Annotated in this window: 29 protein-coding genes; 16 read left to right on the top strand and 13 right to left on the bottom strand. The window is 61.4% G+C overall.

Translation table 11 applies throughout. The annotated features are described in order from the left end of the window. The first annotated feature begins 17 nt into the window (after positions 1-17). Positions 18-374, top strand: coding sequence for a YbaN family protein (locus ACQY1L_RS03410; protein ID WP_062582604.1), 357 nt, complete (start codon positions 18-20; stop codon positions 372-374). A 1-nt stretch (position 375) separates the two neighbouring features. Here the strand turns inward: ACQY1L_RS03410 and ACQY1L_RS03405 are convergent, their stop codons facing one another. Genes ACQY1L_RS03405 through ACQY1L_RS03395 form a run of 3 tightly spaced genes read right to left on the bottom strand, consistent with a single transcriptional unit; the run spans position 376 to position 3,168 of the window. Next, on the bottom strand, positions 376-1,158 hold the full coding sequence (locus ACQY1L_RS03405; protein WP_062582602.1) for a heme ABC transporter ATP-binding protein: 783 nt from the start codon (positions 1,156-1,158) through the stop codon (positions 376-378). Between the two features lie 22 nt (positions 1,159-1,180). Continuing rightward, positions 1,181-2,269 carry a FecCD family ABC transporter permease gene (locus ACQY1L_RS03400; RefSeq protein WP_082476258.1) on the bottom strand — a complete coding sequence of 363 codons (1,089 nt, stop codon included), beginning with the start codon at positions 2,267-2,269 and terminating at the stop codon, positions 1,181-1,183. Further along, entirely contained in the window at positions 2,269-3,168 is a 900-nt protein-coding gene (locus tag ACQY1L_RS03395; RefSeq protein ID WP_430242756.1) for a heme/hemin ABC transporter substrate-binding protein, read from the bottom strand. The genes ACQY1L_RS03400 and ACQY1L_RS03395 overlap by 1 nt, the downstream gene beginning before the upstream one ends. Before the next feature lie 161 nt (positions 3,169-3,329). On the opposite strand from ACQY1L_RS03395, the gene ACQY1L_RS03390 reads away from it, so the two are divergent. Both ACQY1L_RS03390 and hutX read left to right on the top strand, forming a co-directional pair. Continuing rightward, positions 3,330-3,677 carry an antibiotic biosynthesis monooxygenase family protein gene (locus tag ACQY1L_RS03390; RefSeq protein WP_062582599.1) on the top strand — a complete coding sequence of 116 codons (348 nt, stop codon included), beginning with the start codon at positions 3,330-3,332 and terminating at the stop codon, positions 3,675-3,677. An 8-nt stretch (positions 3,678-3,685) separates the two neighbouring features. Continuing rightward, positions 3,686-4,210: a heme utilization cystosolic carrier protein HutX gene (hutX, locus tag ACQY1L_RS03385; RefSeq protein WP_430242754.1), complete on the top strand. Its 525-nt coding sequence runs from the start codon at positions 3,686-3,688 to the stop codon at positions 4,208-4,210. Between the two features lie 78 nt (positions 4,211-4,288). Here hutX and ACQY1L_RS03380 read toward each other — a convergent pair whose 3' ends face one another. Beyond that, the gene (locus tag ACQY1L_RS03380; protein WP_062455136.1) at positions 4,289-4,531 is read right to left on the bottom strand and encodes a hypothetical protein; all 243 of its coding nucleotides are present in this window, start codon (positions 4,529-4,531) and stop codon (positions 4,289-4,291) included. Between the two features lie 245 nt (positions 4,532-4,776). On the opposite strand from ACQY1L_RS03380, the gene ACQY1L_RS03375 reads away from it, so the two are divergent. The 3 genes from ACQY1L_RS03375 (at position 4,777) to ACQY1L_RS03365 (ending at position 5,936) form a co-directional block, all read left to right on the top strand. Next, positions 4,777-5,067 carry a hypothetical protein gene (locus ACQY1L_RS03375; RefSeq protein ID WP_062455134.1) on the top strand — a complete coding sequence of 97 codons (291 nt, stop codon included), beginning with the start codon at positions 4,777-4,779 and terminating at the stop codon, positions 5,065-5,067. A 128-nt stretch (positions 5,068-5,195) separates the two neighbouring features. Then, positions 5,196-5,588 (top strand): DUF983 domain-containing protein, encoded by a 393-nt coding sequence (locus ACQY1L_RS03370; RefSeq protein ID WP_062455132.1) that lies wholly within the window; start codon positions 5,196-5,198, stop codon positions 5,586-5,588. 99 nt (positions 5,589-5,687) lie between these two features. Then, a complete protein-coding gene (locus ACQY1L_RS03365) occupies positions 5,688-5,936 on the top strand; it encodes a hypothetical protein (protein ID WP_139283784.1) in 249 nt (82 codons plus the stop codon). Positions 5,937-6,265: 329 nt separating this feature from the next. On the opposite strand, the gene treY is transcribed toward ACQY1L_RS03365, so the two are convergent. The 5 genes from treY to ACQY1L_RS03340 form a co-directional block, all read right to left on the bottom strand. Continuing rightward, a complete protein-coding gene (treY, locus tag ACQY1L_RS03360; protein ID WP_430242751.1) occupies positions 6,266-8,803 on the bottom strand; it encodes a malto-oligosyltrehalose synthase in 2,538 nt (845 codons plus the stop codon). Beyond that, the gene (gene treZ / locus ACQY1L_RS03355; protein ID WP_430242749.1) at positions 8,800-10,611 is read right to left on the bottom strand and encodes a malto-oligosyltrehalose trehalohydrolase; all 1,812 of its coding nucleotides are present in this window, start codon (positions 10,609-10,611) and stop codon (positions 8,800-8,802) included. The genes treY and treZ overlap by 4 nt, the downstream gene beginning before the upstream one ends. 129 nt (positions 10,612-10,740) lie before the next feature. Beyond that, on the bottom strand, positions 10,741-11,427 hold the full coding sequence (locus ACQY1L_RS03350; RefSeq protein WP_430243803.1) for a metallophosphoesterase family protein: 687 nt from the start codon (positions 11,425-11,427) through the stop codon (positions 10,741-10,743). Positions 11,428-11,501: 74 nt separating this feature from the next. Further along, entirely contained in the window at positions 11,502-12,305 is an 804-nt protein-coding gene (locus ACQY1L_RS03345; protein ID WP_430243801.1) for a nucleotidyltransferase family protein, read from the bottom strand. A gap of 162 nt (positions 12,306-12,467) precedes the next feature. After that, a complete protein-coding gene (locus ACQY1L_RS03340) occupies positions 12,468-12,704 on the bottom strand; it encodes a hypothetical protein (RefSeq protein ID WP_162238003.1) in 237 nt (78 codons plus the stop codon). Positions 12,705-12,838: 134 nt separating this feature from the next. On the opposite strand from ACQY1L_RS03340, the gene ACQY1L_RS03335 reads away from it, so the two are divergent. Both ACQY1L_RS03335 and ACQY1L_RS03330 read left to right on the top strand, forming a co-directional pair. Continuing rightward, complete coding sequence (locus tag ACQY1L_RS03335) at positions 12,839-13,021, top strand: DUF3008 family protein (protein ID WP_430242746.1); 183 nt, start codon at positions 12,839-12,841, stop codon at positions 13,019-13,021. A gap of 81 nt (positions 13,022-13,102) precedes the next feature. Next, positions 13,103-14,464 carry an amidase gene (locus ACQY1L_RS03330; RefSeq protein ID WP_430243799.1) on the top strand — a complete coding sequence of 454 codons (1,362 nt, stop codon included), beginning with the start codon at positions 13,103-13,105 and terminating at the stop codon, positions 14,462-14,464. A gap of 24 nt (positions 14,465-14,488) precedes the next feature. Here ACQY1L_RS03330 and ACQY1L_RS03325 read toward each other — a convergent pair whose 3' ends face one another. Next, positions 14,489-15,502, bottom strand: a complete 1,014-nt coding sequence (locus ACQY1L_RS03325) for a zinc-binding alcohol dehydrogenase family protein (RefSeq protein ID WP_430242743.1) — start codon at positions 15,500-15,502, stop codon at positions 14,489-14,491. A 106-nt stretch (positions 15,503-15,608) separates the two neighbouring features. On the opposite strand from ACQY1L_RS03325, the gene ACQY1L_RS03320 reads away from it, so the two are divergent. From ACQY1L_RS03320 to ACQY1L_RS03285, 8 genes are all read left to right on the top strand, one after another. Beyond that, positions 15,609-15,998 (top strand): winged helix-turn-helix transcriptional regulator, encoded by a 390-nt coding sequence (locus ACQY1L_RS03320; RefSeq protein WP_184653829.1) that lies wholly within the window; start codon positions 15,609-15,611, stop codon positions 15,996-15,998. Between the two features lie 113 nt (positions 15,999-16,111). After that, on the top strand, positions 16,112-16,819 hold the full coding sequence (locus ACQY1L_RS03315) for a hypothetical protein (RefSeq protein WP_062582585.1): 708 nt from the start codon (positions 16,112-16,114) through the stop codon (positions 16,817-16,819). Between the two features lie 131 nt (positions 16,820-16,950). Next, positions 16,951-17,712, top strand: a complete 762-nt coding sequence (locus ACQY1L_RS03310) for a glycosyltransferase family 2 protein (protein WP_430242740.1) — start codon at positions 16,951-16,953, stop codon at positions 17,710-17,712. After that, entirely contained in the window at positions 17,709-18,365 is a 657-nt protein-coding gene (locus tag ACQY1L_RS03305; RefSeq protein WP_430242738.1) for a phosphodiesterase, read from the top strand. Before ACQY1L_RS03310 ends, ACQY1L_RS03305 begins: the two co-directional genes overlap by 4 nt. 25 nt (positions 18,366-18,390) lie before the next feature. After that, positions 18,391-19,050, top strand: a complete 660-nt coding sequence (locus ACQY1L_RS03300; RefSeq protein WP_092660049.1) for an HAD family hydrolase — start codon at positions 18,391-18,393, stop codon at positions 19,048-19,050. Beyond that, positions 19,047-19,754 carry a glycosyltransferase family 2 protein gene (locus ACQY1L_RS03295; RefSeq protein WP_430242736.1) on the top strand — a complete coding sequence of 236 codons (708 nt, stop codon included), beginning with the start codon at positions 19,047-19,049 and terminating at the stop codon, positions 19,752-19,754. The genes ACQY1L_RS03300 and ACQY1L_RS03295 overlap by 4 nt, the downstream gene beginning before the upstream one ends. Before the next feature lie 9 nt (positions 19,755-19,763). Further along, positions 19,764-20,093, top strand: coding sequence for a cupin domain-containing protein (locus ACQY1L_RS03290; protein ID WP_062582577.1), 330 nt, complete (start codon positions 19,764-19,766; stop codon positions 20,091-20,093). 206 nt (positions 20,094-20,299) lie between these two features. Beyond that, a complete protein-coding gene (locus ACQY1L_RS03285; protein WP_113109858.1) occupies positions 20,300-21,067 on the top strand; it encodes a 2-keto-4-pentenoate hydratase in 768 nt (255 codons plus the stop codon). Between the two features lie 57 nt (positions 21,068-21,124). Here ACQY1L_RS03285 and ACQY1L_RS03280 read toward each other — a convergent pair whose 3' ends face one another. The 3 genes from ACQY1L_RS03280 to ACQY1L_RS03270 form a co-directional block, all read right to left on the bottom strand. Continuing rightward, entirely contained in the window at positions 21,125-21,751 is a 627-nt protein-coding gene (locus ACQY1L_RS03280) for a nuclear transport factor 2 family protein (protein WP_430242732.1), read from the bottom strand. Between the two features lie 98 nt (positions 21,752-21,849). Next, positions 21,850-22,677 carry a bifunctional 5,10-methylenetetrahydrofolate dehydrogenase/5,10-methenyltetrahydrofolate cyclohydrolase gene (locus ACQY1L_RS03275; protein ID WP_430242729.1) on the bottom strand — a complete coding sequence of 276 codons (828 nt, stop codon included), beginning with the start codon at positions 22,675-22,677 and terminating at the stop codon, positions 21,850-21,852. Positions 22,678-22,686: 9 nt separating this feature from the next. Then, positions 22,687-23,451, bottom strand: coding sequence for an IclR family transcriptional regulator (locus ACQY1L_RS03270; RefSeq protein ID WP_430242726.1), 765 nt, complete (start codon positions 23,449-23,451; stop codon positions 22,687-22,689). Positions 23,452-23,511 lie beyond the last annotated feature (60 nt).

Below are 23,511 nucleotides of genomic sequence, written 5' to 3'. Positions count from 1 at the left end.
TTCCCGTAGGTCCTTTGATGCGTTACATCTTTCTCAGTCTCGGCTGGCTGTTCGTGGGGCTTGGCGTGATCGGCGCCTTCCTGCCGATCCTGCCGACGACGCCATTCCTGCTGCTGGCCGTCGCCTGCTTTGCGCGCTCGTCGCCAAAGCTGGAAGCCTGGCTGATGGACCATGAGACGCTGGGCCCGCCGCTCAGGAACTGGCGCGAGCGCGGCGCTATTTCGCGAAGGGCGAAGGTCACGGCGATCTCGCTGATGGCCGTCAGCTATACCGGCTTCTGGTTCGGCTCGCACCCGGCAGCCTGGCTCGCCATACTGGTCGCCGCGCTGATGATCGGCCCGGCCATCTTCATGCTGACGCGACCGGACGCCTGAGCTAGCGATGCCGCGACTGCGGCAGCACGTAAGGCACATGCGCTGCCGGCACGCGACCGACGGCACCGGCGATGCCATAGACGGAAGCAATCATCTCGTCGCTCACGGTGGCATGGCACGGACCTTCCGCCACCACGCAGCCGTGGTTCAAAACCACCAGATGGTCGGCAAATTCCGCAGCGAGGTTGAGGTCGTGCAGGATGGCGAGAACCATGCCACCGGCAGCCGCAAAATCGCGGGCGGTTTCCAGCACCGAGATCTGGTGGCCCAGATCGAGACTGGCGGTCGGCTCGTCGAGAAACAGCGCGCACGGCACGCCGTCGACCACCGCCCTTGGCACCTGCGCCAGCGCGCGGGCAAACTGGACGCGCTGCTGCTCGCCGCCGGACATCGACGGATAGGGCCGGCTTTCGAAACCGCGCAGGCCCACCCGTGCCAGAGCCTTGCGCGCTTCCTCTCCCGGATTGAGCGAACCGTTGGCAACCGCACCCATGCGGGCGATCTCCAGCGCCGAGAAGGGAAAGGCCAGCTGCGTCGCCTGCGGTAGCACCGCTCGGCGCCTCGCCAGATCGACCGGCTTGCAGGCCGCCACATCGGCACCGTAATAGGAAACATGCCCGCTATCCGGCACCATCTCGCCGGACAGGACCTTCATCAGCGTCGATTTTCCGGCACCGTTCGGGCCAATCACCACGCTGAAACGGCCGGGCTCCAGCGTTAGGCTGACTTGATCGATCAGCTTGCGACCGGCGCGGCTGACGGTGACGTTTTCTGCCCTGATCATGCCCGTCCTCCTCGTATGCCCCTCATGGCAGGTCCCGCATGCCGATGCCGTTGCGTCCGATCAGCAGGAACAGAAAGACCGGCGCGCCGAACAGCGCGGTGATCACCCCGATCGGCAGTTCCGCGGGTGCCGCAACGGTGCGGGCCACGGCATCGGCGATCAGCAGAAGCGCGCCGCCGCCGAGCGCCGAGCCCGGCAGCAGAAACCGGTGCGACGGCCCCATCGCAAGCCGCAGCAGATGCGGCACCACGATCCCGACAAAACCGATCGAGCCGGCGACGGCGACCGTGGAGCCGCAGGCCGCTGCAACCGCGACGATGACGATCCGCTTCAGCCGCTGCACCGGCACGCCCATGTGGAAGGCCGCCGCATCGCCAAGCACAAGCGCATCGAGACCGCGCGCGACGAAGGGGATGATCGCCATCACAAAGACGATGAACGGAAGGATCGACAGCACCCGCCCGTAGGTGGCACCGCCGAGGGAACCGAGGCTCCAGAACGTGATGTCGCGCAACTGCCGGTCATCGGCCATGACGATCAGAAGCCCCATGAAGGCGCCCGACAGGGCACCGATCGCGATGCCGCAAAGGATCAGCGCCGTGGTCGAGGTTCGGCCGTCGCGGGTGGCGATAACATAGAGCATCCAGGTGTTGATCAGGCCGCCGAAAAACGCCATCAGCGGCAGGAACTGGTTTCCAAGCAGCATCGAGACCGGGGCAAGCACCGTGCCGCCGAGTACGATCGCCAAGACCGCCGCAAGGCCTGCACCGGATGTGACGCCAACGATGCCGGGATCGGCAAGCGGATTGCGAAACAGGCCCTGCATCATCGCGCCCGATACGGCGAGCCCCGCGCCGACCAGAAGGCCGAGCGCCGTGCGCGGCAGGCGGACGGCTTCGAGGATGACCCGTTCCTGGGTGGTGAGGCTGTCACCGTTGCCGGTCAGGTAGGCGAAGAGATCGCGAAGGCCGACGCCTGTCGGGCCGACGCCGAGCGACAGAAGGCAGGCGGCGATCAGGAGCACCACGAGAAGGACGATGACCAGCACGCCCTGCGACGTGCGATCGCCCTCGCCCGTGTTGCGAAACGGCATGGCCAGCGCCTTCATCATCAGTGCATCGCATCCGGATAGAGTTTTTCGGCAAGCGCCCGGCCGGCCTCGGGCGTTCGCGGACCAAAGCCCAAGAGCAGCAGGCCGTCCATCGAGATTAGCGACTTGGACGCGGCGGCCGGCGTCGTCTGCATCGACGGCAGCGCGAACATCTCATCCGGCGTGGTCGAATGGTCGCCCCGCGACATGGAGAGGATCACATCAGGAGCCGCGGCAATCACCGCCTCGTCGGACAGTGGCTTATAGCCCTTGATCGAGGGCGCGGCATTGACGCCACCCGCCATCTCGATGATCGCGCCGGCTTCCGTATCGGCACCCCCCGCCATCAGCCGCCCGTTGGCGACGGAGAGAACGAACAGCACCTTCTTCTTTTCGCCGGCAATCTTCACCACATCGGCAGCAAGCGCCTTCAGTCCGTCCTCGGTGTTTGCGGCAAGTACCCCCGCCTTGTCGGCAAGGCCGACGGCCGCACCGACGTCGCGGATCTTCTGGCCGATCTTTGCCGCATCCGGCGGTGTCGGGATCACCACGACAGGGATCTCGCTGGCCTTGAGGATTTCCAGCACCGGCGGCGGGCCGGACCCCTCCTCCATCAGGATCAGGTCCGGTTTCTGGCCTAGAATTCCCTCTGCCGACAGTGCTCTCATATAGCCGACGTCAGGCTTGGAATTTGCGGCGGCAGGATAGGAACTGGTGGAATCTCGCGCTACAATACGGTCCTCGGCGCCCAGTTCGTAGAGGATTTCGGTGATCGTGCCGCCGATCGAAACGATGCGCCGGGCGTCCGGATTGCCCGTTTCCGATGCCGTAGCGCTGCTGAATGCGACCGCGGAGGTGACGATGGCAAGCGCGATCAGACGTGTAACGCTTGCTGAGGAAACCCGGAGAGAGAAAACCATGAGACCCGCCCTTGTGATACCAGAGGGCAAACTCGGTTGCGATGCGATCCGCCCCAGCCGCCCTATAACTTGAGTTGACTAGACAAGTTTTTTCCGGTTTTCAAGACAGGCATCAAGAGATAACTTGAGTGCGAAGTGAAACTTATGTGAGGATTGTTTCCATGTACATCGCCATGAACCGTTTCCGCGTCGTGCCGGGCTTCGAGCAAGCGTTTGAAGACATGTGGAAAAGCCGCCAGGGCCGGCTTGCCGAAGTGCCAGGCTATGTCGAGTTTCACATGCTGAAGGGACCGAAGGCCGACGATCACACGCTCTATGCCTCCCACACGATCTGGGAAACCGTTGAGCATTTTCAGGCCTGGACAAAGTCCGAACAGTTCCGTGCAGCCCATGCCAATGCCGGCCAGAACCGCGGCAAGGTCGAATACCTCTCCGGCCCGCAGTTTGAAGGTTTCGAAGTCATCATCAGTGAAGACAAGAACGGCGTCCGCGCCGCCGACGCAGCCTGAGGTCCGCAATGGACACCCACTCGGAGATCGCGCCCGACCGCCGCGAACGCGCGCTCAAAGCCCTCTCAGAAAAGCCCGACGGCGTCGTTGAATCGATTGCAGCAGGCGCCGGTGTGACGGCGGCAGAAATCCTGGCAGTCCTGCCGGAGGGGTCGGCCGTCATTGCCGGCAAGGAACGCTTCGACGAAATCTGGTCGGAGCTGACCACCTGGGGCGTCGTGCTGTTTCTCGTTCACACGGAGGACGTGGTGGCCGAGATCGACGGCATCCTTCCGGCCGGATCGGAAAGCCACGGCTGGTTCAACATCCATGGCGACAGCCCGATCGGTGGCCACATCCGCAAGGACAACTGCGCCTCTATCACCTTCGTCAACCGTGCGTTCCATGGTCGCCGTTCCTGCTCGGTCTGGTTCATGAACCAGAAGGGCGCCGCCATGTTCAAGGTTTTCGTCAAGCGCGACGCTGGCCGTGAACTGATGGCGGATCAGCTGGTGAAATTCGAGGCTTTGCGCGATCGTTACGCGAGCCTGTAAGTGATGTAGGTTCGGATTGGATAATTTCCGAACCTACACGATTTGCGCAGCAGCGCGGATCAGCGGACAACAGGCTCCTTAAAGAGCCGGCACCCATTTCCAGAACACGCCTTCCAATCTTTCCGGGTAATATTTGAACTCGCACTCGAGTTTTCGGCCGTAGGTTTCGGCCTGCGACAACGCCTCGGCACTGACAGGGCTCATGCCCGTCCCTGGCGCAAACCAGTCTTCCAGAAGATCTTCCGGCACATAGATGCCGGTCCTCAGAGGCAACGCCGTTAAGGCAGCATCGAGTTCTGCGGGTATCGTCCGTGGCGCCATTGTTTCATCCCTTCGATCGTTGATTGGAATCGAGCTCGATCTGTGAGCTTTCAGGAGGTTGTCCATTTACAAGAATGCCCCATTGACACCGTTGCGTCGAGAAGAAATGGCGCCCGCGGTTCCCGCTCGCCCGCTGCCGACGGCATGAGCGCACAGGCAGAATGGTTCAATCTAGCCAAAAGCGCTCTGGACCCTAAGTTGGATAGAGGTGGGTGCAGCGTGTGCTAACCAATGAGGATAATGTCATGAAAATCGTCGCCTTCTCTGCCGGCCTTCTGGGACTTGCCCTGGCGCTCAGCAGTTGCACGACCGCCGGCGCCAGTGGTGGCGGATCTGACATTGCCCCGATCAAGGGGAGCATCACCTATGGCGGCCAGCCGCGTTCGAAGCTGACCAAATCCCCCATCGGCAGCACGTTTCCGCATGAGTTCATCGACCAGTTCGGCGACCGGGTGAGCGAGACCTATGTGATCGAGCCGGACCGCAGCCTGCGCATCATCGATCGGCACGTGATTTCAGAGTCTTTCTCCGACTAGAGGGCGCCCCGCGATCGACTTTCGTCGGGCGAGGCAGATTGACGCGCCTCACGCGCGCCTCTTGTGGGTTGCAGCCGTTGCACTTATTCCGTGTCGGGTAGATCGACATGGCATGATTGGGAGGCAACATGGCAGACGACGGGAACTGGGCGCCGCTTTCGCCTTACGCAACGGGCGTGCGAGGGCGCTGCCCGCGCTGCGGCCAGGGCCATCTCTTCAAGGGCTTTCTGACGATCAGGCCGCGATGCGAAGCGTGCGGGCTTGATTACGCCTTTGCGGATCCCGCAGACGGTCCGGCCTTCTTCGTGATCTGCTTTGCCTGCGTGCCCTCGGTGGCACTCGCAGTGTGGATCGAGACGGTGTTTTCGCCGCCGTTCTGGGTGCATCTTCTCATCTCTCTCCCCTTCCTGCTTCTGACCTGCATCCTGCCGTTGCGACCGCTGAAAGGCTGGCTTGTCGCCAGCCAATATATCTACCGGGCGCGGGAGGGCAGATTGCAAGGAAGCCCGAACGACGTCTGATTCTGGTGCGACCGGGTGGTCTCCGACCGCCGCTCGTCGCGCGAGTACCGGAACAATTTCCCGCGCCAACCATTCGACATGACAAGCAAGGAGCCTGTCATGCCGGAAATGCAAGAGACTGAGACGGAAGCGCAGCGGCGGTCGCTGGCGCTTGAGGGCGCAATGCTGCTGATGATCGACGGCCTTGCCGCAAGAGGCACCATTTCGGTGGATGAGGCAGAAGACATGCTTCGCATCCTGTCCACAAGCTCCGACGGATCGGCCCTCCGAGCCAACAATTCCCTGCGCGTCGTCAACCAGCTGAAGCGGTTGCGACGGGGCGATGGCAGTGCAGCACCCGGCGCCTGAGGCGGACTCACATCTGTCGACGCAGAGATCACGTTTTCAGGAACCTTTTTTACGCCTCACCGTTCACCTCCCAACAGCAAAAGGAGACACTATCATGAATAGCATCGTATGGTTGGTAGGCGCAGTCGTCATCGTAATCGCGGTTCTGAACCTCGTTGGATTTGCTTGATTTGATTGCCCTTTTCCACTGAACTTCACGTTCAGGTGGAGAAACAAAAAGGCGCCGGTTCTGATCGAACCGGCGCCTTTTTCGTATCTGTGACGTCCCGCCTGGGTGGGTTACTGCCCGCCGTCACTTCGGCGAGCAGTGTGATTAGATGAGGGCTCGCCTATTCGGCAGTCAGCAGTGCAAACGGATGATCGGCAAAGGCGAGGTTGACGGCGATGCTGTCCTTGGCCTCGACGTCCTTGCCGGTGGAGAGATCGCGGTAGCGACGGTTGGCGAGCTGTGTAGGCAGCTCCACTTCCGTCTCCGCCCAGCGCTCGCCCCGTGACGGATAGACGTCGCCGTTGAGCGCGCCGAAGACCAGCCGCGGTACGATCACGATCACGGCTTGATCGCCATCGGTGCGGGCGAAGGCCAGGATGTTTTCGGCCCGGTTTCCGGTCGCCTTGAGCGGCACGTAGTCGCCCTTGCGGAACAGGTCCGGCGCGTCGCGACGCTGGTGCAGCAGACGCTGGATCAGGTGCTGTTTCAGCCGTCCGCTCAACCATCCGTCCTCTGTCGAGGAGTCCGGATTGTCGTTCTCCGCAGGGAGGTCCTGCAGCATGGCGAAATCCGGTTCGCGACGGTTGTCGGGGTCGACAAGGCTGAAATCGAGGGCTTCACTGCCCTGATAGATGTCAGGCACGCCCGGTGCCGTCAGCTTGACGATCGTCTGGGTCAGGCTGTTGACCAGACCGGCCCGGATGAAGGGCTGGAGCGCAGAGGAGAAGTCCGCCAGGAATTCCTGGTTTTTCGGCGACAGCATGTAACGGGCGTAGTCGAGCACAGCTTTCTCGTACGCCTCGTTGCTGTCGCCCCAGTTGGTGCGCAGCTTGGCTTCCTTGATCGACTTCTCGACATAGGCAAGGAAACGCTCCTCGAGTGCCTTGAGGCCGGTCTCGTCCTTCGGCTGCAGCATCGTCGGCCAGACGCCTGCGAGCGCCTGATAGAGCATCCATTCGACCGCAGGCTCCGGTGCCGGGCCATCATCCAGCGAGACAACCTTCGTCTCGTTCATCTTGCGCCAGCGGGCAATGCATTCCGACCAGAGTTCCGGCGCCTCGGTCAGCACGTAGAGACGGGCACGGGCATCTTCGCCGCGCTTGGTGTCGTGCGTGGATGTCCCAGACAGCGCATCCGGCTGACGCTGCAGCCTTGTTTCCATGTCGTGGTGGAAACGCTCGATCGAGAAATCGCGCGGCAGCGGTTCGGCGCCGACTTCGTTGAGTGCAAGCGCCATATGCTGACGGAAGAACAGCGTGTCCTCGACGGACTTTGCCATCAGCGGGCCGGTCAGCTGCTGGAAGCGGGTGCGGAAATTCGCCGCATCATGAGAGGCCTTCTCGGAGACGTCGTTGCCGAGGATGCGGGTGATCAGATCGAGGCCTGCCTGATCCGGCGCATTCGGTCCCTGTTTGACCTTGTCGACGACGCTCTTCAGCATCTCGTGGCCTTCCGGCGGCAGACCTGTTTCCGTCCCGTAGGTCCGGTAGACCGGGAATGCGACCAGCAGTTCGCGCAGTGCAGACCTCGTGGTTTTCTCGTCCACGCTGATGCCATCCGTGTTGGCGATCGCGACGGCAAGTTTCAGCAGCGTCGTGAACTCGCCCTCGAAGTTCTTGTCGGCCATCAGAAGCTTGGCAGCGCGCAGTTCGGCCGCCATGTCGACCGGCTTGCCGACAACGTCGTCGTAGGCTTTGCGCAGACCGGCGATCTTTGCACCGTCCACAAGAGCGTCGGACAGCGAGGCGATGAACTCGTAACCCGTCGTGCCTGAGATCGGCCAGTCTGCAGGGATGTGCTCACCTTCGCCGAGGATCTTCTCAACGGTGATGTAGCAATCGGGACCGGCTTCCTGGCGCAGAAGCTCGATATAGGCCTTTGGATCGGCGAGACCGTCCACGTGGTCCACGCGCAGACCGTCGACGGCGCCGGAGTGAACCAGTTCGAGGATCAGGCGGTGGGTGTCGTCAAATACCTGTCTGTCTTCGACGCGGACGCCGGCAAGGCCGGTGATCTCGAAGAAGCGGCGGTAGGAGAGATCGCGCGGCGCTTCCCGCCACGACATCAGCCGGTAGGGCTGGCGCTCGTGCAGTTCGACAAGTGATGCCTTGTCGGTAAGTTTGATCACCTCGGTTTCGCGGCCCTGATAGGTTTCCGGCGCAAGCGGATAGTAGCTGTCGTAATAGGCGAAAGCCGGCTTGCCGGTCTTCGGGTCGGGCTTCACCGAGATATCGCCATTGGAAAGTGCGGTCTCGAACGAGTCGCCGAGGAAAGGCAGCGTCAGCGGGCGCGACCAGTTGATGTCGAAATGCTTTGCAAACCGGCTGTTCTGGCCATTTTCAATAACATCGCGCCACCACGTGTTTTCAAGCGATGCGGCCATGTGGTTGGGCACGATATCGAGGATCAGGCCAAGACCTGCGTCTCTCAACGTTTTCACCATGCGATCGAAGCCTTCGCGACCACCGATCGAGGGTTCGATCTCGTTGGCGTCGGTCACGTCATAGCCATGGGTTGACTCCGACGTGGCCGTGAAGATCGGCGACGCGTAGAGGTGGCTGATGCCGAGGCGCTTCATGTAAGGCACGAGCTCGCTCGCGCGATCGAAAGTCATGCCGTTGCGGAACTGGATACGGTAGGTAGCTGTCGGGATGGTCACTTGATGTCTCCGGCGGGCGCGAGGCGGACGATGATAGAGTTCTGGGGCAGATCCGGCGTTTCGGACGGCCAGGCAAAGAGCGTCTCACCCGGCAGATCGGGAAGCGGCTGCGCCTTTTCGCCGATGTTGAGCGCGATCGACAACGTTCCTTTCGGGAAAGTCCAGCTAACGGCCAGGAAGCCCTCGCCGGTCTTCAGAACCTTGCCCGAGTTGCCGGTGGCCGTTGCAAGCATCGGCACGATGTGCTGCTGGCGAAGGGAAAGCAGTTCCTTCGTCAGCGCAAGCCACTCCTTGCCATCGCGGCTATCGTGCTTCTTCCAGTCGAGCTTGGAGGCGTCGAAGGTCGTCTTGGCATTCGGATCGGGGACGACATCGCCCTCGTGGCCGGCATGGCCCTGGAATTCCTTCGCGCGGCCCTCGCGCACGGCCTTGGCAAGGTCGCCGTGGAAATCGGTGAAGAAGAGGAACGGATTCGTCTCACCATATTCCTCGCCCATGAATAGAAGCGGAATATGCGGCGAGAACAGAAGCGAGGCGTAAAGGACCTTGGTGCGATCGGCACCGGCAAGCTCGATCAGACGTTCGCCCTCGGCGCGGTTGCCGACCTGGTCGTGGTTCTGGATGAAATCCACAAAAGCGACGGGCGGCTGGCCTGCGCTTTTCACGCCGCGCTTTTCGCCGGCATGCGGCGAGACTTCGCCCTGATAGGCAAACCCTTCGGCCAGAACCCGGGCGACGAGCTTTTCCGGCTGCTTGGCGAAATCCTCGTAATAGGCGTGCGTTTCGCCGGTCGCGAAAACATGGACGGCATTGTGAAAGTCGTCGTTCCACTCCGCGGTAAACAGAGGTGCGTTGCCGTCTTCGTCGCGCGGATGCAGGTCTATGATGTTGCGGGCGTCCTCGGTCGTCAGGTGGATCGGCCGGTCGGTAATCTCGGCGCGGATGCGCTCGGCGATCTCGTTCAGCACGTGGCTGTCGGAAATATCCTCGATCTGGTCGATCGCATCGAAGCGAAGACCGTCGAAATTGTATTCATGCAGCCAGTAGAGCGCGGCCTCAACGATGTAGCGGCGGGTCGCATCGACGTCATAGGCGATGGCCGCACCCCACGGTGTCTGACGCTCCTTGTGGAAGAAGTCGGGCGCCAGAAGCGGCAGATAATTGCCCTCCGGGCCGAAATGATTGAGAACGAGGTCAAGCACGATGGAGATGCCGTGCGCGTGAGCTGCATCGACGAAGGCTTTGACATCATCGGGTGAGCCATAAGCGGCATGCGGTGCATAAAGAAGGACGCCGTCGTAACCCCAGCCACGGTTGCCGCCGAACTGCGCAATCGGCAGGATCTCAACCATGGTGATGCCGAGTTCGGCGAGATAGGGCAGCTTCTCGATCGCGGCGCGGAACGTGCCGTCAGGGGTGAAGGTGCCGACATGCATCTCGTAAACGACGGTTTCTTCCCAGGGGCGACCGGTCCACTCCGTTGTCTGCCAGTCGTAACTGGTCGGATCGATGACAAGCGAAGCGCCGTTGACCTCGGACTTCTGGGCACGGGATGCGGGATCGGCGACAACGGTACCATCGGCCAGCACGTAGTTGTATTCCGCGCCTGGTTCGACGCCGGTTGCCAGGATCTCGAACCATCCGTCGTCGCTGCGGCTCATCTCGGCATCCTTGCCGTCGAGACGGAGCATGACCGTTTCCTGGCCCGGAGCCCAGAGACGGAACCTTACCTCGCCAGCGGCGACATATTCCGCTCCCCAGGTTTTCGGAAAGCTTCGGAGTTCGGCGACGGCATTGACGTCCGACATGGGGTCCCTTTCATCAGGTTGAGAGCGACCGGCAAACGAGTGAAAGGCGTGACAGTTCCATCATGGAACAGGCAAACCTTTCACGATCAGTGATTTTCGCAGGCTGATGTTTTTCAGCCTGGAAAGCGCTCAGAGATAGAGCAGCGCATAAGGCCGACCTGTCGGCTTTTCGATATGCGAAGCAACGTTATAGACCGGCGCGCCGCCCGGCGTCCTGCCTTCGTAGCGGCCGCGGTGGGCATGGCCGTGGACAACGGCCTTGACCGGGAAGCGGTCGATCGTTTCGGCCAGACGCGACGAGCCGAGGAAGGGGAAGATTTCCTCCGGTTCGCCTTCCACCGTTTCGCGGATCGGAGCGTAGTGGAGCACGACCATGGCGCGTTCGGAGCGAACCTGACGCAGCGCGTTTTCGAGCCGCATCGTTTCCTCGACGCTTTCGGCCACCATCGCCTTGATCGCCGGCTCGCCGAACGAACCCAGCATGTGACGCCCGAAGCCACCGGCAAAACCCTTGGCTCCGGCGAAACCGACGCCGTTGATTTCGACTGCCTGACCTTCGAGAAGGTGAACGCCGGCGTCCTTCAGGATGTGGGTGACTTCCTCGACGCAGCCACATTCATAATCGTGGTTGCCGAGTACGGCGACCATCGGGATCGAGCATGAGCGCAGATCGGCGGCCAGCAGTTCGGCTTCCTTGACCTTGCCGAGGTCTGTCAGGTCCCCGGTCAGGACCAGAATGTCCGCCTCCTGCGAGATCTCGGCAAACAGATCCTTGTAGGATTCCGAGCCGTGTTCCTTGACGTGGAGATCGCCCATGGCAGCGATGCGCTGCAGGCCCTCAGGCTTGTTGCGATCGCTCTTCTGTTTTTCGGCAGCCTTGTCAGACTTGCTCATACCGGGCCTCCTTCCAAAGTTTTTTCGTCGACGCCCGCGCGCAGTTCTCCCTCGCCACCGACGTCGGCAAAACCCCATTCCTTGACGTCGATCTCGAAATCGATGCGGCTGAACATGCGGCCACGGCAGACCTTCATCTGCGGCAGGGGCAGTTCGCGCTGCGCCTTCAAGCGGTCGAGAAGCTCGTCGAGCAGCCAATCAGGAACCTTGTCGCGCTCGGTCGGGTAGATCCAGCGGAAGTTGAGAAGGTGGATCAGCAGCACTTCCCAATGCACTTCCATATGGTTGAGCAGCCGCTCCCAGTCGATCTGGTCTTGGGCGCGCAGGATCGTATGCACGATGTCGCCGCCATCGTAGCGGTGGCGAAGCTGGACGAAGCATTTCGACCAGATCAGCTCCGTCGGGGCGATAATACGGACCTTGTGGCCGTTCATCTCGATCTGTCTGGCATTCTCGAACCAGCTGTCGCTGATCGGCATCGTGCCGTTGGAGGCTGCAAAAATCACATCGAAGAAGTGCTTCCCCTTCTTGACCTTGCCCAGCCAGCGGTCGTCCTCGACCTCGATCTCGTATCCCTTCTGTTTGAAATGCGAGAGGATCCGGGCGTAGTCACCGGCCTTGCAGAATATATCGAGATCCTTGGTCTGACGAGTAATGCCGGTGTAGGCGCTGAGCGCGAACGTGCCGGCCAGAAGAAACGGGATGTGGCAATCGACCAGATCCTCCAGCGCTACGGCAACGAAGGCCTCCGCATCGGCATCGGCCAGAAACGGCGCCGCCTTGACCTCGAGATCGGGCATTGCCTGGAGCGGATGGGGCGGCGTTTCTCGCGCCGCCGTCGGTGCGGGGGCGAGCCCATGGCGCTTTTCTACATCGGCATTCATCGGTTTTCTCCGAATGTCAGTGGGTAGCGGGAACAGCGCGTTTTCCCGCTGTTTCCCGCCTGAGCGTCAGGCTCAGCCTCACGGCTTTTCCTGGTTGTCCGCATTGGCCATCGGGCTTGGGCGTCCGTCCGGCTGGTCGCCGTCTTCGCGCTGGTCGATGTCTTCAAGATCGGTCTTGACCATGAAACGGTCGATTTCGCCGCGACGCGCGGCTTCGCGCACGGCTGCCGGGTTGGTCGTTTCCATCTGCTCGCTCAATTCGTCACGAACCGGTTCGCGCGCCTTGTCGTCTTCGTGCTTTTCGTTTTCCATCATGGTCTCCTTTGACGTCGTCAGGCCAGCAATGTGGCGAGCCGGTGGGGAAACCGCCGAGACGCTGCAGAGGTTCCGTGCTGTCGGGAACCGGGACACGGTTTGCCAAGTTTTGAACGGAAACGAAGGAGGACGACATGCCGGCAAAATCAAGTGCGCAGCAAAAGGCAGCAGGCGCCGCGCTTTCCGCAAAGCGCGGCAAGACCAAGAAATCGGAACTGAAGGGTGCTTCCAAAAGCATGGAGAAGTCGATGAGCGAAAAGCAGCTCGACGAACTGGCCTCCACGAAACGCAAGGGAAAGCCGGAACACGCTTCCTGACGCTGGAGCGGCAATGTCTTCTCCTTTCGCACGAATCCGTTACACCTCTGATCCCAGGTGAACGGATAAAGGATGAGCACTGTGACCAAGTCTTACGGATCGATGTCGATTGCCGAGCTTTCGACGCTTTTGCAGCTCGGCAAGGTTGATGCGGTTGAAGTGACCGAATCGGTCCTGTCGACGATTGAATCCTATTCCGACAAGGCCGTGTTCGTGACGCTTCTGCGGGACCGTGCGCTTTCCGAAGCCCAAGCTGCGTCAAAGCGCCTGCGCGAAAATCGCTCGCTCGGAATTCTCGATGGTATCCCGATCGCCTGGAAGGACTTATTCGACATCGAAGGCCTTTCGACCACGGCAGGCTCGAGCGTGATGGCCAAAGATCCGGCGGCGACCAAGGATGCAGCGGTCGTCGATCTCCTGAAACAGGCCGGCATGGTCGCGATCGGCCGCACCAACATGAGCGAATTCGCATTTTCGGGCATCGGCATCAATCCGACCTACGGCACGCCGGAAAATCCGCGCTCGACAGACATGCCCCGCGTGCCGGGCGGATCCTCGTCAGGTGCTGGCGTGGCCGTGGCCGCTGGCCTCGTGCCGGTTGCCATGGGGACCGACACGGGCGGCTCGGTCCGCATCCCGGCTGCCTTCAACGGCGTCGTCGGCTACAAGGCAACCCGTGGCCGATATGCCATGGACGGCGTCTTCCCGCTGGCGAGAAGCCTCGATTCGCTGGGACCGCTTTGCAATACCGTACAGGACGCCGTGTGGATCGACGCGGCAATGCGGGGTCTCGGCACACCGCTGACACCACGAAAGCCCACGCAGCCGCTCGATATCGTCATCCCCACCAATGGCGTGTTCGACGGCGCCGAGCCGGGTGTGGTCGAGGCGTTCGAGGCAGCGATCGAGAGGCTGGCAGCAGGCGGTGCCCGCATCACCCGCCTCGCCTTCCCGTCCTTCGACGAACTGCCGCAACTGATGGCGAAATACGGACCGATGGTGACGGCGGAAGCCTTTGCGCTCCATCGAGAACGACTGGCGGGTGCGGATGCTGGCGGAATGGACCCGCGCGTCGTTGCCCGCACCAGACTTGGCGAAAAGACCACGACCGCCGACTATCTCGCAATCATCGATGCTCGCGCCCGGATGACGGCAGAGACCGAGGCACTGATCGCCGGTCGCCTCGTCGCCTTCCCCTCCGTCGCCCATGTAGCACCAGCCATTGCGCCATTGAAGGCCGACGACGAGGCGTTTTTCGCGGCCAACGGCAGGACGCTGCGCAATACCGGCTACGGCAATTTCCTCGACTGGTGCGGCGTGTCGATCCCCTGCGGAACCGGCGAAGCCGGCATGCCGGTCGGATTCCTCCTGTCGGCGGTTGCTCACGACGACGAGATGCTCCTCGCCGCCGCGATGGCAGCGGAAGAGGTGATCCGGGGCTGACCCCGGATCATTGTTTCGCAGGCCTCAGAACCCTTCGAGCACGATCTTGCCGCGGGCCTTGCCGCTTTCCAGCGTGGCATGCGCCTTCTTCAGGTTTTCCGCATTGATCGGGCTCATCACATCGGTGACGGTGGTGCGGATCCGGCCGGCATCGATCAGTGCGGCGACTTCGTTCAGAAGCTCTCCCTGCTCGTCCATGTCGGCCGTTTCATAGATCGACCGGGTGAACATCAGCTCCCAATGCACAGAAAGAGCCTTGCGCTTGAAACCGGTGATGTCGAAGGTTTCCGGATCGTCGATCAGCCCGAACCGACCCTGCGGCGCGATCAGTTCGATGATCTCCTTCGTATGACGTGGCGTTTCGGTCGTCGAGAAGACGAAACCGGGCGCGCCGATCCCGAGCGCCTTCACCTGTTCGGCGATCGGCTTGGAATGATCGATCACGTGATGGGCGCCCAGTTCCTTGACCCAGGCCTGGGTCTCCGGCCGTGACGCCGTCGCAATCACGGTGAGGTCGGTCAGAGCCCGGACCAGCTGGATGGCGATCGATCCGACACCGCCGGCACCACCGATGATGACGATCGCATTGGCTGCACCCGGAACCGGCTTTTCGATATCGAGCCGGTCGAACAGCATTTCCCAGGCGGTAATCGCCGTCAGCGGCAGGGCGGCCGCCTGCGCATTCGAGATCGACTTCGGCTTGTGGCCGACGATCCGCTCATCGACCAGATGAAACTCGCTGTTGGCGCCCTGCCGGATCAGCGAACCCGAATAGAACACTTCGTCGCCCGGCTTGAAGGCGGACACGTCATCGCCGACTTCGACCACCTCGCCCGCCACATCCCAGCCCAGCACCTTCCACTGGCCGTCTTCAGCCGAGACGTTCTTGCGGATCTTGTAATCGACCGGATTGACCGAAATCGCTTTCACCGCAACGAGAATATCCCGCCCCGTCGCCTTTGGCCGGTCCAGTTCGACATTTTCAAGCGCGTCGTCCCGATCAAGCGATCCGGCAGTTCTGTAGGCTATGGCTTTCATGGCGTTCTCCTTTGCTTGCAGAATTGATGTAGGCTTCATATGGCGCTATGATCATCCAAAGCCAATACGCACAAAAACAGCCTATAGTGTCAAAAAGGATACCGTGATGGCCAAGGCCCACCATACCAGGTTCGACTGCAGCCCCGGCTGCTCGGTCGAAGCGGCGATCGGCCTGATCGACGGCAAGTGGAAGTCCGTCATCCTGTTTCATCTGCTGGACGGCACGCTGCGCTTCAACGAGATCCGCCGCCAGATTCCCGCCGTGACCCAGCGCATGCTGACCAACCAGCTGCGCGAGCTGGAGGCCGACGGGTTGATCACCCGCAAGGTCTATGCCCAGGTGCCGCCCAAGGTGGAATACAGCCTCTCGCCGCTCGGCCTCACCATCAAACCGATCCTGACCGCGTTAAAGGCCTGGGGCGACGAGAATATCGGGCTCTACGGCAAGCCGAAACAGACCGCGACCGATCTGCAGGCGGCGTCGATTCCGGCCTGAAAGAGGGCCTGACCTGCTCCGCACCAGCTACGGGGACTATCGCAGAGAGACAGGATCGGCGGGGGCAAGACGTTGATCAGCGACTTCGATAATCGTTTCCATAGGGGGCAACGTTGAGACTTTCCGTACTGATCCGGGGCAACAATTACATCGAGAAGGACCGTTTCGGCCTGCCGATGGATGCGCGCAAGAACATCGACTCGATCATCGAGAACATTGTCGCGCCGGTGCGTGAAAGCAATCCCGATGCGAAAATCTACCTCGCCACCTATGACAGCCCGGCCCTGGCCGAGCTTCAGGATAAGCTTGGACCGTGCGAGCTGATCAAGCTGGATGCGCAGGGCAGCTCGCAGATCGAGACCTACAAGGAAGGCCTCAAGCACGTGTTCGCCCAAGACGAATACGATGCGCTCGCCGTGATCCGCTTCGACCTGCAGTTCAGGAAGAAGATCTCGGACTGGAACGTCGATATCAGCCGCGACAGCATCTACTTTCCCTTCAAGGAATATAAATCCTACTGGCGTGACCACTGGCGCGTCGGCGACGCCGTGCATGTGATCGGCAAGAGCGCGATTTCACATTTCTACAATGCCATGATCATGAACCAGCTTTCGGGCCGCGCTCACCTGCATCTGATGTACTATTTCCTGCGCACCATGCACGCAAACCTGCGCTTCATCGAAGACGGCTACTTCGATTCCAACACGCTGTTTGCCAATCCGGAATGCGACAACCCGCTCTACAAGATCTTCAACCGGCCGCGACTGACGACACCGTCGCCGTCGATGGGCATGCAGCTCGGCGAAATCCAGGCCGAATAGGCGTTTCGACCTTGCCGCGGTCGGGCGCGGACGCTGGAAATTGACCTGTTTGACAGCTTGGCACCAGCTTCAAGCCTTAAGGTTTCAGGCACTAGCTCAACTGCAAACTTTTATTTTGGATACCGCCGCAGATGCTCAATATCGTCGTGCCGATGGCAGGTCATGGAAGCCGCTTTGCAAAAGCCGGCTACACGCTTCCAAAACCACTTCTGCCCGTGCATGACGTCGCGATGATCCGCCTCGTGATCGAGAACCTAAAGCCTTATGTCGAGCATCACTTCATCTTCATCTGCCAGGCATCGCATTTGAGGGACTACGGTCTCGACGCGCATCTGCGCCAGTGGGCGCCGGGTTGCGATATCTATCTGGTCGAAACCGTCACCGAGGGCGCCGCCTGCACCGTGCTTCTGGCGCGCGACGCCATCGACAACGGCAACCCGATGATGATCGCCAACTGCGATCAGTATGTCGATGTCGACATCAACGCCTACCTTGCCGCCGCAGACGGTCTCGATGGTCTGATCATGACCATGTCGGCGGACGATCCGAAGTGGAGCTTTGTCTCCTTCGGCGACAACGGCTTTATCGACAACGTCGTCGAAAAACAGGTGATCTCCAACCATGCCACCGTCGGCATCTACAATTTCGGCAAGGGGTCGGATTTCGTCGCCCATGCCGACCGGATGATCGAGCGCGACTTCCGCGTCAACGGTGAGTTCTACGTGGCTCCCGTCTACAATTTCATGATCGAGGACGGCATGAAGATCGGCGCCTACTCGATCGGCTCCGTCGACAAGGGCATGCACGGCCTCGGCGTTCCCGAAGATCTTGAGAGCTTCCGCAATCTGCCGCTGTCTCTGAGAGTGACTCAGTCCATCAAGGAACCGGCATGATCCAGATCCTCAGTCATCGGGGATACTGGAAATTCCCCGAAGAAAAGAACACGGTCGAGGCCTTCGTCCGGTCGTTCTCGCTCGGCTACGGCACCGAGACCGATGTGCGCGACTGCCTCGTTGGCGGCAAGCCGCGGCTGGTCATCTCGCACGACATTCCGAACGGTACCGAAATCTCCTTCGCTTATCTTCTGAGCCTCGCCAGACAGCACGGGTCTCCGACGCTTGCACTTAATATCAAGGCCGACGGGCTGCATGATATGCTGGCCGAAGTGCTGACCGCCGAAGGCTACGACAACTATTTCCTGTTCGACAGCTCGGTTCCGGACCTGATCCAGGGCGTGAAGCGCGGCATAACCTCGTTTACCCGACTGAGCGAATACGAGCGCGTCCCTTCGCTTTACAGCGAACCCGGCATCACCGGCGTCTGGCTGGACAACTTTCTGCCCGGCCGCTGGTACGAAGCGCCGCTGGTCGAAAAACTGCTGGATGACGGCAAGCTGGTCGCGCTGGTCGCGCCCGACCTGCATCGCCGGCAAGACGAATACGAACCTTTCCTGCACTGGCTGGTCTCGTCCGGCCTGCGCGATCGCGAAGGGCTGATGATCTGCACCGATTTTCCCGAGAAAGCCAAGGAACTGCTGCGCGTATAGCGCAAAGTCTGGCGCACGAGGTTTGATGACGATGATTAAGGCTGTAATTTTCGACATGGATGGCGTGCTGATCGATGCCCGCGAATGGCATTACGAAGCGCTCAACCGCGCGCTGGAACTGTTCGGCTTCACCATTCCGCTGCACGAGCACCTGACCACGTTCGACGGCCTGCCGACCCGCACCAAGCTGCAGATGCTGACCTCCACCCGCGGCCTTCCGGAATCCCTGCACGGCTTCGTCAACGAGATGAAGCAGCGCTATACGACCGAGCTGATCCACACAAAATGCAAGCCGGTATTTCGCCAGCAATATGCGCTCGCGCGCCTGCGTGGCGAAGGCTACCGTCTCGGCGTCGCCTCGAACTCCATCCGCAGCACCGTCAACCTGATGATGGCGAAGGCCGGCCTTGAGGACTACCTGGAATTCCAGCTCAGCAACGAAGACGTGAGCGTCGGCAAACCCAGCCCGGAAATCTACCTGAAGGCCATCGGCATCCTTGGCCTTGCGCCTGAAGAATGCCTGATCGTCGAGGACAACGACCACGGAATTCGGGCAGCGCGCGCTTCCGGTGCCCATGTCATGGTTGTCAACGACGTGTCCGAGGTGAACTACCAGTCGATCTGCAAGTCTATCGACAAGCTGCAGGCATCGTTCGAGCTTCCGGCACTGCAGGTGGTCGCATGAACATCCTGATCCTGATGGCGGGCGAGCCCCGCATCCTTTCCGCAGACAGCTTCCCGACCCCGCTGGTCGAGGTGGACGGCATGCCGCTGGTGCAGCGTCTTCTCGAGCAATGCGCGCGGATCACCGGCCACCGGGTGATCATCGCGATGCAGGAAAAGGAACTGCGCCGCTATCATCTCGACGACGTCGTCCGGCTGATCGATCCGACCGCCGAGATCGTTGCCGTCAAGGACAAGACCCACGGTGCTGCCTGCACCGCCCTGCTTGCCGCCGGCAGCATCGACAACGACACACCGCTTCTGATCCTCAACGGCGACGAATTCCTGACCGTTCCGATGGAAACCATCATCGCCGATTTCAGCCGGCGCGAGCTCGATGGCGGCACCGTCACCTTCCGGTCGGTGCATCCGCGCTATTCCTTCGTCCGGCTCGACGAGCGCCAGATGGTGGTCGAAGCGGCCGAAAAGCACCCGATCAGCGACAATGCGACGGCGGGCTTTTACTACTTCCGCAAAGGGTCCGATTTCGTCAAGGCAGCCAAGGCGGCGATCCGCAAGGATGCCCGGCACAACGACATGTTCTATGTCTGCCCGGTCTATAACGAGCTCGTTCTCGAGGACAAGAAGATCGGCGTCTACCCGATCGACGCGAAGGACTATCATCCGATCAAATCGGACCGCCAGCTGAGCGAACTGTCGATCTGAGAGGGCAAGATGAGCGAACCGTCCTATAATCTCGACAACATGATCGGCGGCTGGTTCGTCGGCGATTTCGATCCGAGCGTTGTCAAGACCGACGCGTTCGAAGTGGGCGTCAAGAGCTACAAGGCGGGCGATCGCGATGCCCGGCACTACCACAAGATCGCCCGGGAAATCACACTCGTCGTCTCCGGCCGTGTCCGCATGCTGGACCGGGAATGGGGCGAAGGCAGCCTGATCGTCATTGAGCCCGGCACGGTCAACGCGTTCGAAGCGCTGACGGACGCTACGCTGACAGTGGTGAAGATACCGAGCGCCAAGAACGACAAGTATCTCGTCGACTGACCAAGAATCCTGTCCTCTCAACGAACGATATCAGCAGGTTAAGTCGGCCTGCTGAACAGATCCATGCGCGTCGGGCCGGGATATTGCCCGCAAAGCCTTGACGGACGGCTCTGCGTTCGCGACGATCTCCACCCCGCTGAACCACAGCGAAACGTTGGCACGAGCCCCACAAAGCTCAGCCGCAAATCATTCGATCGGAGACATTCATGGCCGAACTCTCAACCCAGGCGTTCAACCCCGAAACGCTGGCCGAGAGCCTGATCACGCTGCGCAAGGAAGGCCGCAAGGCGCCGTCCGCAAGCTTTGCCCTGCCCCAGGATCTGAGCGCCGGCATGGCGGCACAGAACGCCGTGGCACAGAGGATCGGCGCCAGCGCGAAGATGATCAAAGTCGCGATGTCGACGGACAAGCAGCCGGTGATCGCGCCGCTGTTCCCTTACGTGGAGACGACCAGCGAAGCGAAGCTTCCATATTCCCCCGGCACACGATTTGAAGTCGAGATCGCCGTCAAGCTCGGCGCGGATCTGCCGGTAAGATCCGAAGCCTATACAAGGGCGGAAGTACTGGACGCGGTGGCGGATGCCTATCTCGGCTCGGAACTGCTTGTCACCGCAGTCGAGGAAGGTGGCAGCGTCTCCTTCCCTCTCTACCTCGCCGACCGCATCGGCAATGGCGGCTATGCGCTCGGCCCGAAGGTCCCGAAGACGCTGATCGACACGGTCGGCGGGCTTGCGCTGAAGGTCACCCACGACAGCAGCCCGGTCTATAACGGTCCGGCACGCCATCCGGTCGGCGACGTGCTCGCCTGGCTGGTCGCCTATGCCAATGACGCCGCCCGTCCGGCCACATCACTCACGTCAGGCATGGCGGTCACGACAGGAGCGCTCTCGGGCGCGATGCCGCTGCCAGGCGCCGGACGCGTCGTCGTGGAACTCGAAGGCGGTTATCAGATGAGCGTCCTGCTCTCGGCATAACTGGAAATCTGCAGCACGCGACCCCAAGGCTCGCGTGCTGCCTTCACGACGTGAGGACTACGGGCAGGTGTTGACCGGTGCTGCCTTGACGATCGGGAAGCAGCCCTTCCACTGTTCGGTGCGGGCCGGCCATGGCGTCAGCGTCTTCGGGCTTTCCTCGAGCTGAAGCACGCCGAGCGCCTGCAGATCCTTCACCCGGCCGTCGAGATATTCCTTGATCACCGAAATCTTGCCGTCCTTGACATGGGCGATCCAGACATCGTTGACGACCTGACGGTTGCCGCGCTGGAACGTGCGGAACTGCAGCTCGACCGCGATGCGGCCGGTCGTCGTATCGATGAAGAACGCGTCTTCCGGAAGGTAGATGCTGGTATCCTTGGCCGCCTTGCAGAACGTGTCGAGGTCGGCGAGCATCTTGTCACGGCCGGTGATGCTGCTGGTCGGATAGGAAAAGGCAACGTCCTCGGTGACAGCATTCTTCAAGAGTTCGGCGTTGCAGGACGCCCAGGCGGATGCGAGGTCGAAGACCAGGTTCTCCATGGCGGCACGCGCGGGATCGGTGGACGGCGTGCCCGCGAAGGTGACACCGGGACGGATGTCCGCCGCCTGAGCTGCACCGACGGAGGCGACGACGAGAGCGGCGGAAAGCGTTTTCAGCACGAAGCTGCGAAGATGAGAGGTCATTATGAGTTCCCCGTTTTGTTCGTTTATCGAACTTGTGTTCGGATATGAGTAGAAAAGCGCAAAACCTGGTGCAGTGCAATATCACTTACTGATTTCCGTCAGGACGATCCGAGCGCTGCATCCGCGACATTGCGCATCAGGCAGGCCGTTGTCACCGGTCCGATACCATCGGGCACATGCGTTACCGTGACGTTGCGACCCCCAACCGCGTCGAGATCGACATCGCCGACAAGTCCGCCCGGACCGCGATTGATCGAGACATCGAGAACGATCGCTCCATCGCGAAGATGCTCCGACCCGATCAACCCGACAACGCCCGCCGCGGTGACGACGATATCGGCGCGTCGCGTATGAGCCGCCAGATCCCGTGTCGCCGCATGCGCGATCGTCACGGTCGCCTCGGCGTCCAGCAGCATGCTGGCAAGTGGTCGCCCGACGATCCGCGACGCCCCGACCAGCACGATCTCACGCCCTTTGAGCGAACCGGCCAGCGCCTGCGCCATCAGGAGACAGGCCTTCGCCGTCGCCGGCGGACGTGTTACGGCGCCGAGCGCGAGATCACCCGCATTGAGGGGGTGCAGCCCGTCCACATCCTTGTCCGGCCCGATCAGAAGCGCAGCCGTGCGGGCATGCATGCCGGCCGGCAACGGGTAAAGCGTCGCAACCGCATCGATTTCGTCCCGAGCGGCCAGTTCTTCCAGTCGAGCCGTGAGCCTCACTACGTCTGACGGATAAGCTTCGAGCTGCAGGTCTATGCCGACCTCCTGCGCACTGGCCTTCTGGCGACGCGCATAGGCGGCCATGCCGGGGTTGCCATCATCGAGCAGCACGACGCAGCGAACCGCGCGGCCGCTTGCCGAAATGCGCCGGCGTGTTTCGGAATTGATCCCGGCTGCAATTTCGAACCCTGTTACGATCTCAAGCATGTGACTTCCCTAGAGTGTGGAGCCGATCTGCCCGGCGCAGACCTTCAGCCGTGAAGCCATTTCGGAAAGCGCCGCCTCGTCATACTGTCCATGCTCGAAGATGATCGACACGGCACCGACGACCTCGCCGATGCCGGGGTGAAACACGGGCGCCGCCAGCGACGCGACGCCGCTGACATATTCGCTGTCGGTCAGCGCATAGCCGCGCTCACGGATCTGTTTCAGCGCCTCCTCCAGACGATCCCGGTGGGTCTCGGTCTGGTCGGTATGGGCCGAGAAGGCGGCACTGTCGAGGATGGCATCCAGCCGCACCGTATCGAGGAATGCAAGGATCGCCCGCCCCGAAGCCGTCGGCAGCAACGGCACCCGCGTCCCGGTCGTGACGCGGTTGAGCGTGAACTTCGACGGTAGGAACGCATGGGCGACATAGACGGCATCCGTCTCGTCCAGCATCGCATAGGACACGGACTCGCCGACCTCCTGCGCCGCATTGCGCAGCACCGGCTGGATGATCTGCGGAATGCCCCGACCCTCGATAAAACCCTGGCTCAGCCGCAGTACATGCGGGGTCAGCTCGTAGCGGCCGCGATCGCAGGCGAGATAGCCGAGCTGTTCCAGCGTCCGCACCAGCCGCCGTGCGACGGCGCGGTTGAGCTGGACCTTGTCGGCAATCTCGCTGATCGTGATGGCGCGATCCTTTGCGTCGAAGGCAAGCAGGACGGCCAGCCCCTTGGCGAAGGTCAGCGAGACTTCCTTATCGTTTTCATCCAGCACCGGCGCTCCTTCCAGATCAGAGCGCCAGCCCCGATCTGCCTATCTTTTCCGCACCGCAAC

This window comes from Neorhizobium sp. DAR64862/K0K3 (assembly GCF_050500185.1).
Classification (GTDB): Bacteria; Pseudomonadota; Alphaproteobacteria; order Rhizobiales; family Rhizobiaceae; genus Neorhizobium; species Neorhizobium soli.
The sequence above is the reverse complement of the archived record's forward strand: the minus strand, read 5'-3'. Positions and strand labels throughout refer to the sequence as shown.

Excerpts from the sequence above, each read along its gene's own strand:
- ACQY1L_RS03410 (WP_062582604.1), top strand. The coding sequence starts at position 18 with ATGCGTTACATCTTTCTCAGTCTCGGCTGGCTGTTCGTGGGGCTTGGC.
- ACQY1L_RS03405 (WP_062582602.1), bottom strand. The coding sequence starts at position 1,158 with ATGATCAGGGCAGAAAACGTCACCGTCAGCCGCGCCGGTCGCAAGCTG.
- ACQY1L_RS03400 (WP_082476258.1), bottom strand. The coding sequence starts at position 2,269 with ATGATGAAGGCGCTGGCCATGCCGTTTCGCAACACGGGCGAGGGCGAT.
- ACQY1L_RS03395 (WP_430242756.1), bottom strand. The coding sequence starts at position 3,168 with ATGGTTTTCTCTCTCCGGGTTTCCTCAGCAAGCGTTACACGTCTGATC.
- ACQY1L_RS03390 (WP_062582599.1), top strand. The coding sequence starts at position 3,330 with ATGTACATCGCCATGAACCGTTTCCGCGTCGTGCCGGGCTTCGAGCAA.
- hutX (WP_430242754.1), top strand. The coding sequence starts at position 3,686 with ATGGACACCCACTCGGAGATCGCGCCCGACCGCCGCGAACGCGCGCTC.
- ACQY1L_RS03380 (WP_062455136.1), bottom strand. The coding sequence starts at position 4,531 with ATGGCGCCACGGACGATACCCGCAGAACTCGATGCTGCCTTAACGGCG.
- ACQY1L_RS03375 (WP_062455134.1), top strand. The coding sequence starts at position 4,777 with ATGAAAATCGTCGCCTTCTCTGCCGGCCTTCTGGGACTTGCCCTGGCG.
- ACQY1L_RS03370 (WP_062455132.1), top strand. The coding sequence starts at position 5,196 with ATGGCAGACGACGGGAACTGGGCGCCGCTTTCGCCTTACGCAACGGGC.
- ACQY1L_RS03365 (WP_139283784.1), top strand. The coding sequence starts at position 5,688 with ATGCCGGAAATGCAAGAGACTGAGACGGAAGCGCAGCGGCGGTCGCTG.
- treZ (WP_430242749.1), bottom strand. The coding sequence starts at position 10,611 with ATGTCGGACGTCAATGCCGTCGCCGAACTCCGAAGCTTTCCGAAAACC.
- ACQY1L_RS03350 (WP_430243803.1), bottom strand. The coding sequence starts at position 11,427 with ATGGGCGATCTCCACGTCAAGGAACACGGCTCGGAATCCTACAAGGAT.
- ACQY1L_RS03345 (WP_430243801.1), bottom strand. The coding sequence starts at position 12,305 with ATGCCCGATCTCGAGGTCAAGGCGGCGCCGTTTCTGGCCGATGCCGAT.
- ACQY1L_RS03340 (WP_162238003.1), bottom strand. The coding sequence starts at position 12,704 with ATGATGGAAAACGAAAAGCACGAAGACGACAAGGCGCGCGAACCGGTT.
- ACQY1L_RS03335 (WP_430242746.1), top strand. The coding sequence starts at position 12,839 with ATGCCGGCAAAATCAAGTGCGCAGCAAAAGGCAGCAGGCGCCGCGCTT.
- ACQY1L_RS03325 (WP_430242743.1), bottom strand. The coding sequence starts at position 15,502 with ATGAAAGCCATAGCCTACAGAACTGCCGGATCGCTTGATCGGGACGAC.
- ACQY1L_RS03320 (WP_184653829.1), top strand. The coding sequence starts at position 15,609 with ATGGCCAAGGCCCACCATACCAGGTTCGACTGCAGCCCCGGCTGCTCG.
- ACQY1L_RS03310 (WP_430242740.1), top strand. The coding sequence starts at position 16,951 with ATGCTCAATATCGTCGTGCCGATGGCAGGTCATGGAAGCCGCTTTGCA.
- ACQY1L_RS03305 (WP_430242738.1), top strand. The coding sequence starts at position 17,709 with ATGATCCAGATCCTCAGTCATCGGGGATACTGGAAATTCCCCGAAGAA.
- ACQY1L_RS03300 (WP_092660049.1), top strand. The coding sequence starts at position 18,391 with ATGACGATGATTAAGGCTGTAATTTTCGACATGGATGGCGTGCTGATC.
- ACQY1L_RS03295 (WP_430242736.1), top strand. The coding sequence starts at position 19,047 with ATGAACATCCTGATCCTGATGGCGGGCGAGCCCCGCATCCTTTCCGCA.
- ACQY1L_RS03290 (WP_062582577.1), top strand. The coding sequence starts at position 19,764 with ATGAGCGAACCGTCCTATAATCTCGACAACATGATCGGCGGCTGGTTC.
- ACQY1L_RS03285 (WP_113109858.1), top strand. The coding sequence starts at position 20,300 with ATGGCCGAACTCTCAACCCAGGCGTTCAACCCCGAAACGCTGGCCGAG.
- ACQY1L_RS03280 (WP_430242732.1), bottom strand. The coding sequence starts at position 21,751 with ATGACCTCTCATCTTCGCAGCTTCGTGCTGAAAACGCTTTCCGCCGCT.
- ACQY1L_RS03275 (WP_430242729.1), bottom strand. The coding sequence starts at position 22,677 with ATGCTTGAGATCGTAACAGGGTTCGAAATTGCAGCCGGGATCAATTCC.